Source organism: Phenylobacterium sp., from assembly GCF_046290725.1.
Taxonomy (GTDB): domain Bacteria; phylum Pseudomonadota; class Alphaproteobacteria; order Caulobacterales; family Caulobacteraceae; genus Phenylobacterium.
The window spans coordinates 806,875-821,637 of the sequence record NZ_JBKBUH010000001.1; the positions used below are offsets into that span (position 1 = coordinate 806,875).

Sequence of the window (14,763 nt, forward strand, 5' to 3'; positions counted from 1 at the left end):
CAATTTGTTTTTAGAAGCGCAAGGACCCGATTTTTCGGCCCCTGTTTGGGTTGTGGGGGTGGAGGTCGACCTCCACACCGCCCTGGCGCTGGCCCGCGCCTCCACCCGCGCCCTGCTGGAGCTTTCGCCGCTCGCCCATCGCGAGATCGTCGAAGCCCTGCAGCATGAGATCGCGGTGCTGGAAGGCCACAGCGACCCGCTCTCCCTCGCCGCGGCCAACGCGGTGAAGCAGTACCTCCCGGAAGCCGCCTGAAAGGAGATCCCCTGCGCCAGCGCCGCCCGATGCGGGTCAATCTGCCGGCTCGCGCCGCTGCGGCGCAGCAACGCCGAGCCAAAACCCGCGAACGGCTGCTGGACGCGGCGAGCCGCCTGATCGCCGACAAGGGGCCCGACGCCGCTTCGGTGGAAGACATCGCTGCGGCCGCCGGCGTCTCGCGGGGGACCTTCTACAACTACTTCCCGACCACGGACGACCTGATCCACGCGCTGAACACCCGTTCGGCCCAGGCGATCCTGGCGCCGCTGGGGGAATTGGCGCGACGGATCGAGGATCCGGCGCTGCGGTTGGCGGCGGCGGCCCACCTGGCGCTGGTCTCCATGATCGCAGACCCGACGCGCGCCTGGGTGCTGCTGCGGCTGGAGGGATCGCGCGCGCCGCGCCAGACCCCCTCCTCCCAATTCATGGACCGGCTTTTCGAGGCCGGGGTTTCAGCCGGGCAGTTCTCCGGGATCGACCTGGACGCCGCCCGAAGCTTCACGCTGGGCGCCCTGCGCAACGCCGCGCGCGACCTGCTGCTGGAGGGCGCCTCCTGCGACCTCGGCGAACATGTGGTGGCGATGATCCTGCGCGGCCTGGGCATGCCCGAAGCCCAGGCGCGCGCCGTCAGCGCCGAAGGCCGCGCCATGGCCGGCGGCTTCGCCCTGGAAGCGGCGTAACCATTACGATCCTGTCATGTGACGTTCAGGGACGGCGGCCCTAAGGTCCGGCCAAACTTGAACGAATTGTCTGGAGAAGCCATGAAACGGCGCACGTTCCTTGCTGCGTCCGGCGCGATCGCCGCGACGTCCCTCCTTCCCGTGCAAGCCCTGGCCCAGGCGGCCCAGAGCGCGGTGACGGCGGAGTGGACTGGCCCGTTCGGCGGCGTCCCCGCCTTCGACAAGGTCAAGGTTTCCGACTTCAAGCCGGCCCTCGAGCTGGCCATGCGCACCGAGCGGGCGGAGATCGATGCGATCGCCAACGCAGCCTCGGCCCCGACCTTCGAGAACACCATCGCCGCGCTGGAGCGGGCCGGAAAGCTGTCGGACCGGGTTGGGACCTTCTACGGGGTCTGGGGCTCCACGCTCTCGACGCCTGAGCTGCGCGAGGTGGAGAAGGAGATGTCGCCGCGGCTCGCCGCCCATGCGGACGAGACCCTGCAGAACGAGAAGCTCTTCCGCCGCATCGAGGCGGTCTACGAGAACCGTTCGGGCCTGACGCCGGAGCAGCAGCGCCTGACCTGGGTCTACTGGAACCGCTTCGTGCGGGCCGGCGCCAAGCTTTCGCCCCAGGCGAAGGCCCGGGTGGCCCAGATCAACCAGGAGCTGGCGGGCCTGTTCACCCAGTTCAGCCAGAACCTGCTGGCCGACGAGACCGACTACGTCCTCTATCTGAAGACCGAAGCCGAGCTGCGCGGCCTCCCCGAGGACGTGCGCGCCGCGGCCGCGGCCGCCGCCGAGGAGCGCGGGCGCAAGGGCGAGTGGGCGATCCTCAACACCCGCTCCTCCATGGATCCGTTCCTGACCTATTCCGAGCGCCGCGACCTGCGCGAAAAGGTCTGGAAGACCTATTACAGCCGCGGCGACAACGGCGACGCCAAGGACAACAACGGCCTGATCCGCCGAATCCTGAAGCTGCGGGCCGAGCGGGCCAAGCTGCTGGGCTATCCCACCCACGCCCACTGGCGTCTGGAAAACGCCATGGCCAAGACGCCCGAGGCGGCCATGGAGCTGATGACGCGCGTCTGGCCGGCCGCCACCGCCCGCGTGAAGGAGGAGGTCGCCGAGATGCAGGCGATCGCCGACCGGGAGCGCGCCGGGGTGAAGATCGAACCCTGGGACTACCGCTTCTACGCCGAGAAGGTGCGCAAGGCGCGCTACGACCTGGATATGAACCAGATCAAGCCGTACATGCAGCTGGAGAAGCTGCGCGAAGGCATGTTCTGGGCTGCGGGCCAGGTCTACGGCTTCACCTTCGAGCAGGTGATGAACGTGCCCGTCGCCCATCCCGACATCCGCGTCTGGGAGGTCAAGCGCGACGGCCAGCATGTGGGCCTGTGGTACTTCGACCCCTATGCCCGCCCCGGCAAGCGCTCCGGCGCCTGGATGAACGCCTATCGCCGACAGTCGAGCTTCGACGGCCCAGTGACGACGATCGTCTCCAACAACTCGAACTTCGTGAAGGGCGCGCCGGGCGAGGCGGTGCTGATCTCCTGGGACGATGCGGAGACCATGTTCCACGAGTTCGGCCACGCCATCCACGGCCTCTGCTCGAAGGTGAACTATCCCACGCTCGCGGGCACCGCCGTCGCCCGAGACTATGTGGAGTTCCCCAGCCAGGTGAACGAGCACTGGCTGCCGACCAAGGAGGTGCTGTCGCAGTTCGCCCTGCATCATCGCACCGGTCAGCCGATCCCGCAGGACCTTGTGGACCGGCTGGAGCGGGCCAAGACTTTCCGCCAGGGTTTCGACGTGACCGAGTATCTCGCCTCGGCCCTCATCGACATGAAGCTCCACCTGGCCGGCGACGCCGACATCGATCCGGACGCCTTCGAGCGCGAGGAGCTGGCCAAGCTCGGCATGCCGGCGGAGTTGGTCATGCGGCACCGCACGCCGCAGTTCGCCCACGTCTTCGCCTCCGACGGCTATTCCGCGGGCTACTACAGCTATCTGTGGTCGGAGACCCTGGCGCTTGACGCCGTGGAAGCCTTCAAGGAAGCGCCCGGCGGCATGTACGACAAGGCCGTCGCCAAACGCCTGCACGACCATGTCATGAGCGTCGGCAATTCCATCGACCCGGAGATCGGCTATCGCCAGTTCCGCGGCCGAGACGTGGATGTGCGCGCCTATCTACGGGACAAGGGTTTCCCGACGACCTGAGGCCTTAGCAGGGGATCACCGCCACATGGCCGGCCTGGCCATAGGCGATGATCTTCTGATCCCGAGTGACGATCGGCGCGCCCATGTGGCGCGCCGTCGCGATCAGCAGGCGGTCGGCCGGATCGCCGTGCAACTCGCCGGGAAGATGGGCGGAGTCGATCGCCGCCGCCGCGGTGAAGGGCGCTTCCCGGACTCCCGGCGCAGCCATCAGGCGCGCGAACCAAGTCTTGGCATCCGGCAGGAACTGAAGCTGAGGCGGGCCGCCGTTGCGCGGGCGGCTGAGGAGGCCGATCTCCCAAGCCGAGACCGGCGATACGAAAACCCCATTCGCCAGGGCGGCGTGCATCAGGACGGCGTTCACCCCCGGCGCCAGGGGATCCCCATTGGCCAGCCAGATCGCGGCGCATGTGTCGAGCAGCACCTCGTTTGGGTTCATTCGTGCAATCGCCCGTCATCGGCGTTCAGCGGCTCGGTCAGCACCGGAGCCGTGAGATCCACGTCCTCCAGGCCAAGGACCGCGCCGCGCAGGAAACCGTGCAAGCCCTGAACGGCCTCGGCCGGAGACGTCGGCGGCGTGAGCACGGCGACGGGTCGGCCGCGCTTGGTGATGACGACCCGCTCGAGCTGGCGCGAACCCAGGCGCTCGAGGATGTCGAGGCACTTGGCCTTGAACTCCGAGGCGGCGATGGTCTGGGTGGCGGGCATTGGCTGATCACCTTCTGACCAATTGAGATGACCAGTCAAATAACATGACCACTCTCTGCGTGGCAAGGCGCAAATCCTTGACCTAGCTCGCTCACAGGCGCATAAGCGCGCCCTTCCGGCGCATGCTCAGCCAGCGCCCTCCACCGCCACGACCCCCATGCCTATATGGGACGAGGGCGGCGAGGACCCCCGTCGACGTGATCGTCCACGGGGGCTGGTTGCGTTTGGGCCATAGGAGTTCGACTTGTTCGACGCACTTACAGAACGGCTTTCCGGGGTCTTCGACCGCCTCTCCGGGCGGGGCGTGCTTTCGGAGAAGGACATCGACGAGGCGATGCGCGAGGTGCGCGTGGCCCTGCTCGAGGCCGATGTCGCCCTGCCGGTGGTGCGCGAATTCATCGCCAAGGCCAAGGAACGCGCCGCCGGCGAGGCGGTGATCCGTTCCGTCCGCCCCGCCGACCAGGTGGTGAAGATCACCTATGACGGTCTGGTGGAGATGCTGGGCGGGGAGGAGGCCGAGGGCCTGAACCTCTCGCTCAATCCGCCGACCGTGATCCTGATGGCGGGCCTGCAGGGCTCGGGCAAGACCACCACGGCGGCGAAACTGGCCCTGAAGCTCGGCAAGGATCGCAAGAAGGTCCTGGTCGCCTCGCTCGACACCCGCCGCCCAGCGGCCATGGAGCAGTTGGCGACCCTGGCCAAGCAGGCGGAGGTGGACTCCCTGCCCATCGTCGCGGGCCAGGCCGCGCCGGACATCGCCAAGCGAGCCCTCTCGGCCGCCAAGCTGCAGGGCTACGACGTCCTGATCCTCGACACCGCCGGCCGCACGACCCTGGACGAGGCGATGATGGCGGAAGCCGCCGAGATCGCCCGCATCTCCAACCCGTCCGAAACCTTGCTGGTGGCCGACAGCCTGACCGGCCAGGACGCGGTGCGCACGGCCAAGGCCTTCCATGAGCGGCTACCGCTGACGGGCCTGGTGCTGACCCGCGCCGACGGCGACGGTCGCGGGGGGGCAGCCCTGTCCATGCGGGCCGTCACCGGCCTGCCGATCAAGTTCCTGGGCGTCTCCGAGAAGATCGACGGCCTGGACGCTTTCGACGCCCGCCGCGTGGCCGGCCGCATCCTGGGCCAGGGGGACGTGGTCGCCCTGGTGGAGAAGGCCGCCCAGGATCTCGACACCGCCAAGGCCGAGGCCATGGCCAAGAAGCTGGCCAAGGGCCAGTTCGACCTGGAGATGATGGCCGACCAGCTCGCCCAGATGAAGAAGATGGGCGGCATGGAAGGGCTGATGGGCTTCCTGCCCGGCGTCCAGAAGATCAAGAAGCAGATGGCCGAGGCCAATGTCTCGGACAAGACGATCGACCGGCAGGCGGCGATCATCTCCTCCATGACCAGGGCGGAGCGCAAGAAGCCCGACATCCTGCAGGCCTCGCGCAAGCGCCGCATCGCCGCCGGCGCCGGCGTCGAGGTGGCCGAGGTCAACCGGCTGCTGAAGCAGCATCGCCAGATGGCCGACGCCTTCAAGATGATGAGCCGCGACGGCGGCAAGGGCTTCGCCCGCATGGCCCAGATGATGGGCGGCGGCGGCATGGACCGGCTGAAGGCCCTGGGCGGCGGCAAGCTGCCCATGCCCGACGCCAGCCAGATGGAGGAGCTCGGCAAGCTCGCCCAGCAAGGCGGGCAACTGCCCGGCCTCGGCGGCCCCGGCGCTCCGAAACTTCCCGGCCTTGGCGGCCCCGCCCTGCCGCCGGGCTTCAACCCCTTCAAGAAATCCTAGAGCTCAACAAGGACCATCCATGCTCAAGATCCGTCTCGCCCGTGGCGGCGCCAAGAAGCGCCCCTACTACTCGATCGTCATCGCCGACTCGCACTCGCCGCGCGACGGCCGCTTCATCGAGAAGGTCGGCGCCTACAACCCCATGCTGAAGAAGGACGACCCGCAGCGCGTGACGCTGAAGGTCGAGAAGATCCAGGAGTGGCTGAAGAAGGGCGCCCAGCCGACCGACCGCGTCGCGCGCTTCCTGGCCAACGAAGGCCTGGTGAAGTGGCAGGCGGGTAACAACCCGAAGAAGGCCGAGCCGGGCCAGAAGGCCAAGGAGCGGGCCGAAGAGCGCGCCCAGCGCGAGGCCGACCGCGCCGCCGCGGCCGCCGAAGCCGCCGCCGCCCCGGCCGAGGAGCCGGTCGCCGAGGAAGCTCCGGCCGAGGCCGAAGCCGCTCCGGAAGCCGCCGCCGAGGCCCCCGCTGCTGAAGAGGCGCCTGCCGCTGAGGAGGCCCCCGCCGCCGAGGCCGGCGAAGAAACCCAAGGCTGATTCAACACCGCTCATCCCGGCCGGCGCCGGGATGAGCGGATTTCGTTTGAGCGGCGGACATGAGTGAAGATTCCAAGCTGCTGTTCGTCGCCCAGGTCGGCGCCGCCCACGGCGTGCGCGGCGAAGTGAAGATCACCACCTTCACCGCCGAACCGATGGCGGTGGCCGACTATCGCGACCTGCTCCGCCAGGACGGCTCTCCCGCCCTCACCATCGTTTCCGCCCGTCCCACCAAGGGCGGGGTGATCGCACGCCTGAAGGGCGTGGACGACCGCAACGCGGCCGAGGCGCTTCGCGGCCTGAAACTCTTCATCCCCCGCAGCATCCTGCCCGAGCCCGAGGAGGACGAGTTCTATCTCGCCGACCTCATCGGCCTTTCGGTGGAGACGCCGGAAGGCGAGGCGCTGGGCATGGTGAAGGCGGTGCAGGACTTCGGCGCCGGCGACCTGCTGGAGATCCAGCCGAAGGCCGGCGCGAGCTGGTGGCTGCCCTTCACCAGAGAGGCCGTACCTGAGGTGCGGATCGCCGAAGGCCGGATCCTCGCCGTGCCTCCGGCGGTGACCGAGGGCGAGCCTGAGGACGACGGCGCCTAAGGCCCTTCCGCCCCGTCCAGGTCTCCTGGTCGGTCCACATCGAACAACACACCGTCGTCGGGGGCTTCGACCAGCGCCAGGCGCGGGCCCAGGGCGGCGAGGATGCGCCGCGCGCCTTCGTCGCCGGAAAGCGTCTGCAGCGCCGGGATCAGCGCCTTGCCGAACACCGCCGGATGGCCCCTGCGCCCCTCGAAGGCGGGCGCCGCGGCGTCCGCGCCGAACCCGATGGCCGCGGCCAACCCCGGGAGCACCTCCACCGGGATTCGCGGCATGTCGCCCAGGAACACGAACAGGCCTTCGCAATCGGTCGGGGCCGCTCGCGCGCCCCGACGCAGGGAGGCGCCCATTCCCTCCGCATGATCGTCGGCATGGACGATCCGCAGGCGCTCCGGCGCTCCGCTGCGTTCGGCGAAGCCCATGGCCGCGGCGGCCACCTGCACAGCCTGGGAGCCGGTCACCACCGTGACGCTGCGGATCGGGGCGGCGAACGCGGCCGCCAGGGCTCCGTCGAGCAGGATCCCCTCGCGCCAGGGCGCCAGAAGCTTGCCGCCTCCGAAGCGCGACCCGGAGCCGGCGGCCAGAACAATGGCGTCGAATCGTCCGCCCCCTGTCGCCATGGTCCCTTCCTCTCTATGTTGAGGCGGTCATGACGCCCTATGACGCCCCTCTTCCGCAAGCGCCCGCTGCGCCGGCCCTGATCGACGGCTTCGGCCGCCAGGTCACCTATCTGCGCGTGTCGGTCACCGACCGCTGCGATCTGCGCTGCGTCTATTGCATGGCCGAGCACATGACCTTCCTGCCCAAGCGGGAAGTGCTGACCCTCGAGGAGCTGGACCGCATCGCTTCGGCCTTCGTGACGCTTGGCGTGCGCAAGCTGCGGATCACCGGGGGCGAGCCCCTGGTGCGCAAGGGCGTGATGGGCCTGTTCGAGAACCTCTCGCGCCATCTGCGCTCCGGCGCTCTGGACGAGCTCACCCTCACCACCAACGGCACGCGCCTGGCGGAGTTCGCCGCCGACCTCGCCCGCCTGGGCGTCCGCCGGGTGAACGTCTCGCTGGACACCCTGAAGCCCGACCTGTTCCGCCAGCTCACCCGCGGCGGGGACCTCGCCAAGGTGATCGCCGGGATTGATGCAGCGCAAGGCGCCGGCCTGTCGGTGAAGATAAACGCCGTCGCCCTGAAGGACGACAACGCCGCCGAACTCCCCGACCTCATCGCCTGGGCGCACGGGCGGGGCCTGGAGGCCACCCTGATCGAGGCCATGCCGCTGGGCGAAATCGAATACGACCGCACCGACCAGTTCCTGTCGCTGAAGGCGGTGCGGAGTCATCTGGAAAGTTTCTGGACCCTGACGGAGACCGACCACCGCACCGGCGGGCCGGCGCGCTATGTCCGGGTGGAGGAGACCGGTGGTCGGCTGGGTTTCATCACGCCGCTGACCCACAATTTCTGCGAAGCCTGCAACCGCGTGCGGCTCACTTGCACCGGCACTCTGCATTCCTGCCTCGGGCGCGACGACGCCTCGGACCTGCGGGCGGTGATCCGCGCCGGCGCCGACGACGCGGCCCTGAAGAACGCGATCCGGCGGGCGGTCGACGCCAAGCCAAAAGGCCACGACTTCCAGATCGCTCGGGCCGCCGCCCCGGCCGTGTCGCGGCACATGTCCACGACGGGAGGCTAAGGATGGCGCGCGTGCTGCTGTTCGGGCGTCTTTCCGACATCGCCGGCTGGCGGGAGAGAGAACTTGAGAGCGCCAGCCTCGCCGATCTGCGGGCGTCTCTCTCGGCCGAAGACCCGGGCCTGGCCGAAGCCCTCTCCGCACCGGGCGTCCAGGTGGCCCTGGACCAGGCCATCGTCCGCGGCGACGCGGCCCTGTCGTCCCGCTCCGAGGTCGCCTTCCTGCCTCCCATGAGCGGCGGATGATCCGGCTGACCGACCAGCCTTTCGAACCCGGCGCCCTGGTCACCGACTTCTGCCGCGGCCGCACCGAAACCGGGGCCGTCGCCAACTTTGTCGGCCTCGCCCGCGCGGAACAAGGCGGGACCCAGATCCTGGAGCTCCAGGCCTATCCCGGCTTCACCGAGAAGGAGATCGGCAAGATCGCGGAGGCGGCCCGCGAGCGCTTCGGCCTGCACGACGCGCTCATCGTCCACCGCATCGGCAGGATCGCGCCGGGCGAGGCCATCGTCTTCGTGGCCACCGCCGCCGGCCACCGCCGCGAGGCCTTCGAGGCCTGTGATTTCCTGATGGACTACTTGAAGAGCCGCGCGCCCTTCTGGAAGAAGGAGACCGGCCCCGAGGGCGAGCGCTGGATCGAGCCTCGGGACCAGGACCACGCCGACATCGCCCGTTGGGAGACGAAACCATGAACGCCTTCACCCCAGGCGGCCGCATCGACGAGAGCCAGGCGATCAAGCCCGTCCGCATCGCGGTCCTGACCATCTCCGACACCCGGGACGAGGAGAGCGACACCTCGGGCCATGTGCTGGCCGAGCGGATCACCGGCGCCGGCCACGAGCTGGCCGACAAGGCGATCGTGCGCGACGACATCGCGGAGATTCGCCGCCAGATCGAAACCTGGGTCGCCTCTGGCAAGGTCGAGGTCGTCATCACCACGGGCGGCACAGGCATCACCGGCCGGGACGTGACGCCGGAGGCGGTGGAGCCGCTGTTCGACAAGAAGCTCGACGGCTTCTCGGTGATCTTTCACCTAGTCTCCTACCAGTCGGTCGGCCTTTCGACGCTGCAGAGCCGGGCGACGGCGGGGATCGTGAAGGGGGTTTTCGTCTTCTGCCTGCCGGGCTCGAACGGCGCGGTGCGCGACGGCTGGGACAAGGTGATCTCCGCCCAGCTCGATTCTCGTCACGGGCCCTGCAACATGGTCGAGCTGATGCCCAGGCTCCTGGAAAAGTGAGCAAGCTGACCCACATCGACGAGACCGGCCGCGCCCATATGGTCGATGTCTCGGACAAGGCCGCGACCGTCCGGGAAGCCACAGCTGAGGGGTTCGTGCGGATGGACGCCGCCACCCTGGCCCTGGCGCTTTCCGGCGACGCCAAGAAGGGCGACGTGCGGGCGACCGCCGAGATCGCCGGCATCATGGCGGCCAAGAAGACCGCCGACCTGATCCCTCTCTGTCACCCCTTGGCCCTCTCCAAGGTGGAAGTGCGGGTGGAGCCGGGCGACGGCGGGCTGTCGGTCACCTCGCGCGTGCGCACCAGCGGCCCCACAGGGGTGGAGATGGAGGCCCTGACCGCCGTCTCCGTCGCCTGCCTGACCGTCTACGACATGCTCAAGGCCGCCGATAAGGGCATGACCATCGAGGCCGTGCGGCTGATGGCCAAGTCCGGCGGCAAGTCCGGGGATTGGGTCCGCGCATGAAGCTGCTGCCGGTCGAGGAGGCCCGCGCCCGCATGTTGGCCGAGGTCGCGCCCCTGCCGGCCGAAAGCGTCTCCCTGCGCCAGTCCATCGGTCGGGTGCTGGCCGAGGATGTGGCCGCTGTCCGCGATCAGCCCCCGATGGACGTTTCGGCGATGGACGGCTGGGCCCTGCGCAGCGCCGACGCGCCCGGCGGTTTGAGGATCGTCGGCGAGAGCGCGGCGGGCCACGGTTACGAGGCCGAGCTCAAGCCTGGCGAGGCCGTGCGCATCTTCACCGGCGCGGCCGTGCCGGCCGGCGCCGACGCCGTGGTCATTCAGGAAAACGCCGAGCGCGACGGCGAACAGGTGCGCGCGCCGGCCGCTCCGCCCGGCGCCAACATCCGGCGGGCGGGGGGCGACTTCAAGGCGGGTCAGGCCCTGCTGAGCAGGGGACAGCGGATCGACCCCTGGCGCCTGTCGCTTGCCGCATCGGCGGGCCGCGCCGAGGTCGAAGTCCATGGCCGGCCGCGGGTCGCGCTGATCTCCACCGGCGAGGAGATCGTGGAGGCGCCGGCGGTCCCCGGCCCGTTCCAGATCTACGATTCCGGCTCCCCCGCGCTGGCGGCCCTGGTCGGAGCCTGGGGCGGCCAGGCTGAAAAGCACAAGCCCGTGCGCGACGACCTGGAGGCGGTGATCGCCGCTCTGCGCGCCGCCGAGGCCGAGCTGATCGTCACCGTCGGCGGCGCCTCGGTGGGCGACCACGACCTCGTGCGGGCCGCGGGCGAGGCTCTGGGCCTTGAGCTCAAGGTCGCCAGCGTCGCGATCCGTCCGGGCAAGCCGACCTTCTTCGGGGTGCTGGGGGACGGCCGAAGGATGCTGGGCCTGCCGGGCAATCCCGCCTCGGCCTTCGTCTGCGCCGAGCTTTTCCTGCGGCCCCTGCTCGCCAAGTATCAGGGCGCCTCGCCAGACCTGCCGCTGATCCCCGCCCGCCTGGCCGAGCCGCTCGCCGCCAACGGCCCCCGCGAACACTGGATGCGGGCCAAGCTTAGCTACGAAGGCGGCGCGGTGATGGCGCAGCCCTATCGCGACCAGGACTCCTCGCTGGTCTCGATCTTCGCCGTCGCCGACGCCCTGGTCCGCCGCCCGCCCGGCGCGCCGGCGGCCGAGGCCGGCGAACTGGTGGAAGCCTTGCCGTTAGAGCGGGCATAGCGCAGGGCGACGATCTCTCCGATCACCGAGACCGCCACCTCCCACGGCGCCTTGCCGCCGATGTCGAGGCCGATGGGCGCGTGCAGCCGTGTCAGCGCCCCCTCGGCGACACCTGCGGCCCGCAGCCGCGCAAGGCGTTCGGGCAGGCGCGCGCGAGCGCCCAGCAGGCCCACATAGCCCGCCTGCGACGGCAGGGCCGCGCGCAAGGCCGCCTGATCCGTCTCCAGATCGTGGGTGGCGATGGCGACGGCCGTCCAGAGATCGGGGGCGAGGGCGGAAAGGGCCGCCTCCGGCTCGTCGCGGCGATAGGCGATCCCCGGTATCGGCGGCGGCGCCTCCGGTCCCTTGGGGCGCACCAGGGTGGTCTCGAAACCCGACTGCACGCCAAGCGTGGCGATGGCGAGCGCCGTAGGATCGGACCCGACGACCACCAGCCGTGGCGAAGGATCGTAGGCGCGGACGACGGCGCCTTCCCAGACCTCGGCGTCCGACGCCGCCAGGCGCCGGCGGCGGCCGTCGCTGATCCACACCGCCGGCTGCCGGGCCGCCTCCGCGGCCAACAGCTCGGCGAGCGCCGGATCGTCCGCGGCGACCCGCTCCACGAAGATCTCGATCCGCGCCCCACAGAGCAGGCGGATGTCCGGCCAGGGGCTGCCCTCGCCATAGACCAGACGGCGGGGCTCGCCGTCGGCCAGGCAGGCGAAGGCGTGGTCGGCGACGTCGGACTCCACGCAGCCGCCGGAGAAATAGCCAGCGACGATCCCCTCGGCGAAGACCATCTGGGTCCCCGGCGGCCGCGGCCCGCCGCCGATCACGGCGGTGAGGGTGGCGAGCGCCAGGGACTTTCCGCTCGCCCGCGCGACACGCAGGGCCGGGCGCACATCCTCGGCCATGCCGAACATCGGCCAGTCGGGCAGGGGCTCACGCATGGCTCGAACTTAACTCCCCGGAAAGGTCCTAGACACCGGTTCTTTAGGCCTTGCGGTCAAGATGGGCCTCCAAGGGGTTCGTATCCAGCGTTCCGAAGGCTTCATGACGTCACCGCTTTCCAAGCTCGGTCTCGGCTCGGCCCAGTTCGCCCTCGATCAGGCGGCGGTGCGCGGGCGCAATCCCGTGGCCGAGACGCGCGACATCCTCGACATCGCCGCGCGCACGCGCCTGGCGGTGTTCGACGTCGCCGGCCATTCCCCGAACGCCGAGGCCGCGCTGGGCGAGGTTCTGCCGCGCCCCAACCCGTTCCGCATCTCGATCTCGACCGTACGGCCCGATCGCGGCCCCGACCATGTGGAGGCCGAGGCGCGCGCCGCCATCCGCCGGCTGGGCGTGGACCAGGTCGACGCCATCCTCGTGCCGGCCGCCGCAGACCTGTTCGGTCCCTACGGCCTGGCGCTCTGGGACCGGCTGAAGGCGCTGAAGGACCAGGGCCTGACCCGCAAGATCGGAGTATCGGTCTTCGCCTCCGACGACCCGTTGGGCGTGGCCCGGCGCTTTCGCCCGGACATCGTCCAGGCGCCCGCCTCGCTTTTGGACCAGCGCCTGCTGATCGACGGCACCCTGGCGGCCCTGACCGGCCTGGGGATCGAGGTGCACCTGCGCTCGATCTTCCTGAACGGCCTGCTGTTCCTGCCGGCCGACCGGGCTCCCAACCATCTGAAGCAGGCCGCCAGCCGCATCTCCCGCGCGCGGCGCCTGATCGCCGAGGGTCGCTCCGACCCGCTGCAGGCGGCCCTGGGCTTCGCGCTTTCCCGCCAGGAGGCGGCGACCGTGCTGGTCGGCGTCACCTCCGCCGCCGAGCTTTCGGCCGTCATCGCCGCGGCCTCCACCCCGCCCCCGGACCTCGACTGGGACGAGATGGCTATCGACGATCCGGTCGCCCTCGATCCTCGCGCCTGGGCGGCCGCTTAAGAGACAAAAGGACCCCCCGATGATCCTCGCCATCCTCCAGGCCCGCATGACCTCTCCGAGGGCGCCGGGCAAGGCGATGGCGCCGCTCAGGGGCGAACCGATGGTCTGGCGCCAGGTGGAGCGGATCCGCCAGGCCCGCTGCGTCTCCAAGGTGGTGGTGGCCACCAGCTCGGATCCCGCCGACGATCCCCTGGCCGCCTATCTGGTTTCTCGCGGGCAGACCGTGTTCCGCGGCGCGTCGGCCAATCTCACCGAGCGCTTCGTGCGCTGTATCGAGGCCGCCGGCCCCGTCAGCCATGTGGTGCGGATCAAGGGTGACAGCCCGTTCGTCGATCCCGGCGTGATCGACGAGGCGGCGCGCCTGGCGCTCGCTTCCCGCGCGGACTATGCCGGCAATCGCCTGCGCCGCACCTTCCCTCGCGGCCTGGAAGTCGAGGTGGCGACCGCCGCCGCCCTCTTCGCCGTCGCCGCGGAAACCCCGCCCGAGGTCGCGGCCTGCGCCTCGCCCATGGGCCTGATCCGCGCCCAGCCAGAACGGTTTCCGCAGACCGGTTTCGTTGCAGTCCGAGACTATTCGGCCCTGGACTGGCGGGTGAAGACCCCGGCCGACTACGCCTTCGCCCGGGCGGTTTACGACGCCCTGCACCCGGCCGACCCCGGCTTCGGCCTGCACGACGTGCTCGACATCCTCCAGGGCCGGCAGGACCTCGCCCGCTGGGCGGCCTGAGCGCTTAAGGGACTGCGCACCTGGCGTAGTCGCCGGCGCGGCAGGCGGCGACGCGCGCCTCCCAGTCGGCCTGCGCCCGCCGGTAGGCCTCCTCCTCCGCCCGATGGGCTGCGAGCCTGGCCTCATATTCCGCCCGGGCCCGTTCGTAGGCGGCGAGGGCGCGCTCGTATTCGGCCCGCGCCGCGGCGTTGCGGGCCACGATCTCGGCGTTGCGGCGATTGAGCTCGGCGTTCAGCGCCTCGCTGCGGCGGTTCTGCTCCGCGAGCTCGGCGTCGCGCGCCAGGCTGGCCGCCAGGGCGTCCTGGATCGGATCGGCCGCCGGCGCGCCGGCCAGCAGGAGGAAGGAAGCGGCGAGGGCGGCGAACATCGGTGCGTCTCCTGTACGCTGATATATCCTTCCGATCCGTCGACGCGGCTTTGAGCGCGATCAAGGCCGCCGCCCCCAGATGGTGAGACGTTCATGCCATGTCGTCCCCCCGCCACCCCAGACTCGCCCGCGCCATTTGGGGCGTGGTCCTGACGCTCGCCGGATCCGCCGGCCTCACGGCGCTCGTCGCCCTCACCTATCTGCACGATCGGGCAAGCGAGCGGCTGCTGTTCGCCTTGGGGCTTTCCGGCGTGGGCGCGCTCGCAGCGGTGGCCCAGGCGATCGTGCTGATCGGCGTCTGGCTCGCCTGGACCGCGGCGCGGCCCGAGCGGAACGAGTAGAGCATTTTCCGCCGAAGCGGATGCCGGTTCGGCGAAGAAAATGACCTAAATTCAAAGTGTCTTGAGCAAAATCCGATTCAAAGTGAATCGCATTTCGCTCTGGGCCCCAC

Annotated in this window: 19 protein-coding genes and 1 pseudogene; 15 read left to right on the forward strand and 5 right to left on the reverse strand. The window is 70.0% G+C overall.

All coding sequences use genetic code 11. The annotated features are described in order from the left end of the window. Nucleotides 1-58 precede the first annotated feature (58 nt). The 3 genes from ACK41C_RS04290 (at nt 59) to ACK41C_RS04300 (ending at nt 3,135) form a co-directional block, all read left to right on the forward strand. Complete coding sequence (locus tag ACK41C_RS04290) at nt 59-253, forward strand: hypothetical protein (RefSeq protein WP_409650834.1); 195 nt, start codon at nt 59-61, stop codon at nt 251-253. Nucleotides 254-282: 29 nt separating this feature from the next. Continuing rightward, nucleotides 283-936 carry a TetR/AcrR family transcriptional regulator gene (locus tag ACK41C_RS04295; RefSeq protein ID WP_409650836.1) on the forward strand — a complete coding sequence of 218 codons (654 nt, stop codon included), beginning with the start codon at nt 283-285 and terminating at the stop codon, nt 934-936. A gap of 81 nt (nt 937-1,017) precedes the next feature. Beyond that, nucleotides 1,018-3,135, forward strand: coding sequence for a M3 family metallopeptidase (locus tag ACK41C_RS04300; RefSeq protein WP_409650838.1), 2,118 nt, complete (start codon nt 1,018-1,020; stop codon nt 3,133-3,135). Nucleotides 3,136-3,139: 4 nt separating this feature from the next. Here the strand turns inward: ACK41C_RS04300 and ACK41C_RS04305 are convergent, their stop codons facing one another. Next, on the reverse strand, nt 3,140-3,571 hold the full coding sequence (locus tag ACK41C_RS04305) for a type II toxin-antitoxin system VapC family toxin (RefSeq protein ID WP_409650840.1): 432 nt from the start codon (nt 3,569-3,571) through the stop codon (nt 3,140-3,142). Next, entirely contained in the window at nt 3,568-3,840 is a 273-nt protein-coding gene (locus tag ACK41C_RS04310; RefSeq protein WP_409650842.1) for a type II toxin-antitoxin system Phd/YefM family antitoxin, read from the reverse strand. Before ACK41C_RS04310 ends, ACK41C_RS04305 begins: the two co-directional genes overlap by 4 nt. Nucleotides 3,841-4,084: 244 nt before the next feature. On the opposite strand from ACK41C_RS04310, the gene ffh reads away from it, so the two are divergent. The 3 genes from ffh to rimM are packed head-to-tail and all read left to right on the forward strand — an operon-like array spanning nt 4,085 to nt 6,745. Continuing rightward, a complete protein-coding gene (ffh, locus tag ACK41C_RS04315; protein WP_409650844.1) occupies nt 4,085-5,620 on the forward strand; it encodes a signal recognition particle protein in 1,536 nt (511 codons plus the stop codon). Nucleotides 5,621-5,639: 19 nt separating this feature from the next. Beyond that, nucleotides 5,640-6,152, forward strand: a complete 513-nt coding sequence (gene rpsP, locus ACK41C_RS04320) for a 30S ribosomal protein S16 (protein WP_409650846.1) — start codon at nt 5,640-5,642, stop codon at nt 6,150-6,152. Nucleotides 6,153-6,211: 59 nt separating this feature from the next. Further along, nucleotides 6,212-6,745: a ribosome maturation factor RimM gene (gene rimM / locus ACK41C_RS04325; protein ID WP_409650848.1), complete on the forward strand. Its 534-nt coding sequence runs from the start codon at nt 6,212-6,214 to the stop codon at nt 6,743-6,745. Here the strand turns inward: rimM and ACK41C_RS04330 are convergent. Further along, nucleotides 6,742-7,362: an NTP transferase domain-containing protein gene (locus tag ACK41C_RS04330; protein WP_409650850.1), complete on the reverse strand. Its 621-nt coding sequence runs from the start codon at nt 7,360-7,362 to the stop codon at nt 6,742-6,744. The genes rimM and ACK41C_RS04330 overlap by 4 nt on opposite strands. A 29-nt stretch (nt 7,363-7,391) precedes the next feature. Here ACK41C_RS04330 and moaA point away from each other — a divergent pair, with 29 nt between their 5' ends. The 6 genes from moaA to glp are packed head-to-tail and all read left to right on the forward strand — an operon-like array spanning nt 7,392 to nt 11,313. Then, a complete protein-coding gene (gene moaA, locus ACK41C_RS04335; RefSeq protein WP_409650852.1) occupies nt 7,392-8,426 on the forward strand; it encodes a GTP 3',8-cyclase MoaA in 1,035 nt (344 codons plus the stop codon). A 2-nt stretch (nt 8,427-8,428) separates the two neighbouring features. Then, the gene (locus ACK41C_RS04340) at nt 8,429-8,668 is read left to right on the forward strand and encodes a MoaD/ThiS family protein (protein WP_409650854.1); all 240 of its coding nucleotides are present in this window, start codon (nt 8,429-8,431) and stop codon (nt 8,666-8,668) included. Then, nucleotides 8,665-9,114, forward strand: a complete 450-nt coding sequence (locus tag ACK41C_RS04345) for a molybdenum cofactor biosynthesis protein MoaE (RefSeq protein WP_409650856.1) — start codon at nt 8,665-8,667, stop codon at nt 9,112-9,114. Before ACK41C_RS04340 ends, ACK41C_RS04345 begins: the two co-directional genes overlap by 4 nt. Beyond that, nucleotides 9,111-9,659, forward strand: a complete 549-nt coding sequence (gene moaB / locus ACK41C_RS04350) for a molybdenum cofactor biosynthesis protein B (protein ID WP_409650858.1) — start codon at nt 9,111-9,113, stop codon at nt 9,657-9,659. The genes ACK41C_RS04345 and moaB overlap by 4 nt, the downstream gene beginning before the upstream one ends. After that, nucleotides 9,656-10,126 (forward strand): cyclic pyranopterin monophosphate synthase MoaC, encoded by a 471-nt coding sequence (gene moaC, locus ACK41C_RS04355; protein ID WP_409650860.1) that lies wholly within the window; start codon nt 9,656-9,658, stop codon nt 10,124-10,126. The genes moaB and moaC overlap by 4 nt, the downstream gene beginning before the upstream one ends. Then, nucleotides 10,123-11,313 carry a gephyrin-like molybdotransferase Glp gene (gene glp / locus ACK41C_RS04360; RefSeq protein WP_409650862.1) on the forward strand — a complete coding sequence of 397 codons (1,191 nt, stop codon included), beginning with the start codon at nt 10,123-10,125 and terminating at the stop codon, nt 11,311-11,313. Before moaC ends, glp begins: the two co-directional genes overlap by 4 nt. Before the next feature lie 71 nt (nt 11,314-11,384). Here glp and ACK41C_RS04365 read toward each other — a convergent pair. Then, nucleotides 11,385-12,242, reverse strand: a pseudogene (locus ACK41C_RS04365) (XdhC family protein); the annotation flags it as partial. A gap of 103 nt (nt 12,243-12,345) precedes the next feature. Here ACK41C_RS04365 and ACK41C_RS04370 point away from each other — a divergent pair. Beyond that, on the forward strand, nt 12,346-13,218 hold the full coding sequence (locus ACK41C_RS04370; protein ID WP_409650864.1) for a bifunctional regulator KidO: 873 nt from the start codon (nt 12,346-12,348) through the stop codon (nt 13,216-13,218). 19 nt (nt 13,219-13,237) lie between these two features. Continuing rightward, the gene (locus ACK41C_RS04375; RefSeq protein ID WP_409650866.1) at nt 13,238-13,945 is read left to right on the forward strand and encodes a cytidylyltransferase domain-containing protein; all 708 of its coding nucleotides are present in this window, start codon (nt 13,238-13,240) and stop codon (nt 13,943-13,945) included. Between the two features lie 4 nt (nt 13,946-13,949). On the opposite strand, the gene ACK41C_RS04380 is transcribed toward ACK41C_RS04375, so the two are convergent. Beyond that, complete coding sequence (locus ACK41C_RS04380; protein WP_409650868.1) at nt 13,950-14,312, reverse strand: hypothetical protein; 363 nt, start codon at nt 14,310-14,312, stop codon at nt 13,950-13,952. 98 nt (nt 14,313-14,410) lie between these two features. Between ACK41C_RS04380 and ACK41C_RS04385 the strand changes: the two genes are divergently transcribed. Further along, complete coding sequence (locus ACK41C_RS04385) at nt 14,411-14,653, forward strand: hypothetical protein (protein ID WP_409650870.1); 243 nt, start codon at nt 14,411-14,413, stop codon at nt 14,651-14,653. The last annotated feature ends 110 nt before the right edge of the window (nt 14,654-14,763 follow it).

What these genes read in the sequence shown, in the direction of transcription:
- ACK41C_RS04295 (WP_409650836.1), top strand. Translation starts at nt 283, where the DNA reads ATGCGGGTCAATCTGCCGGCTCGCGCCGCTGCGGCGCAGCAACGCCGA.
- ACK41C_RS04300 (WP_409650838.1), top strand. Translation starts at nt 1,018, where the DNA reads ATGAAACGGCGCACGTTCCTTGCTGCGTCCGGCGCGATCGCCGCGACG.
- ACK41C_RS04305 (WP_409650840.1), bottom strand. Translation starts at nt 3,571, where the DNA reads ATGAACCCAAACGAGGTGCTGCTCGACACATGCGCCGCGATCTGGCTG.
- ACK41C_RS04310 (WP_409650842.1), bottom strand. Translation starts at nt 3,840, where the DNA reads ATGCCCGCCACCCAGACCATCGCCGCCTCGGAGTTCAAGGCCAAGTGC.
- rpsP (WP_409650846.1), top strand. Translation starts at nt 5,640, where the DNA reads ATGCTCAAGATCCGTCTCGCCCGTGGCGGCGCCAAGAAGCGCCCCTAC.
- rimM (WP_409650848.1), top strand. Translation starts at nt 6,212, where the DNA reads ATGAGTGAAGATTCCAAGCTGCTGTTCGTCGCCCAGGTCGGCGCCGCC.
- ACK41C_RS04330 (WP_409650850.1), bottom strand. Translation starts at nt 7,362, where the DNA reads ATGGCGACAGGGGGCGGACGATTCGACGCCATTGTTCTGGCCGCCGGC.
- moaA (WP_409650852.1), top strand. Translation starts at nt 7,392, where the DNA reads ATGACGCCCTATGACGCCCCTCTTCCGCAAGCGCCCGCTGCGCCGGCC.
- ACK41C_RS04340 (WP_409650854.1), top strand. Translation starts at nt 8,429, where the DNA reads ATGGCGCGCGTGCTGCTGTTCGGGCGTCTTTCCGACATCGCCGGCTGG.
- ACK41C_RS04345 (WP_409650856.1), top strand. Translation starts at nt 8,665, where the DNA reads ATGATCCGGCTGACCGACCAGCCTTTCGAACCCGGCGCCCTGGTCACC.
- moaB (WP_409650858.1), top strand. Translation starts at nt 9,111, where the DNA reads ATGAACGCCTTCACCCCAGGCGGCCGCATCGACGAGAGCCAGGCGATC.
- glp (WP_409650862.1), top strand. Translation starts at nt 10,123, where the DNA reads ATGAAGCTGCTGCCGGTCGAGGAGGCCCGCGCCCGCATGTTGGCCGAG.
- ACK41C_RS04370 (WP_409650864.1), top strand. Translation starts at nt 12,346, where the DNA reads ATGACGTCACCGCTTTCCAAGCTCGGTCTCGGCTCGGCCCAGTTCGCC.
- ACK41C_RS04375 (WP_409650866.1), top strand. Translation starts at nt 13,238, where the DNA reads ATGATCCTCGCCATCCTCCAGGCCCGCATGACCTCTCCGAGGGCGCCG.
- ACK41C_RS04380 (WP_409650868.1), bottom strand. Translation starts at nt 14,312, where the DNA reads ATGTTCGCCGCCCTCGCCGCTTCCTTCCTCCTGCTGGCCGGCGCGCCG.
- ACK41C_RS04385 (WP_409650870.1), top strand. Translation starts at nt 14,411, where the DNA reads ATGTCGTCCCCCCGCCACCCCAGACTCGCCCGCGCCATTTGGGGCGTG.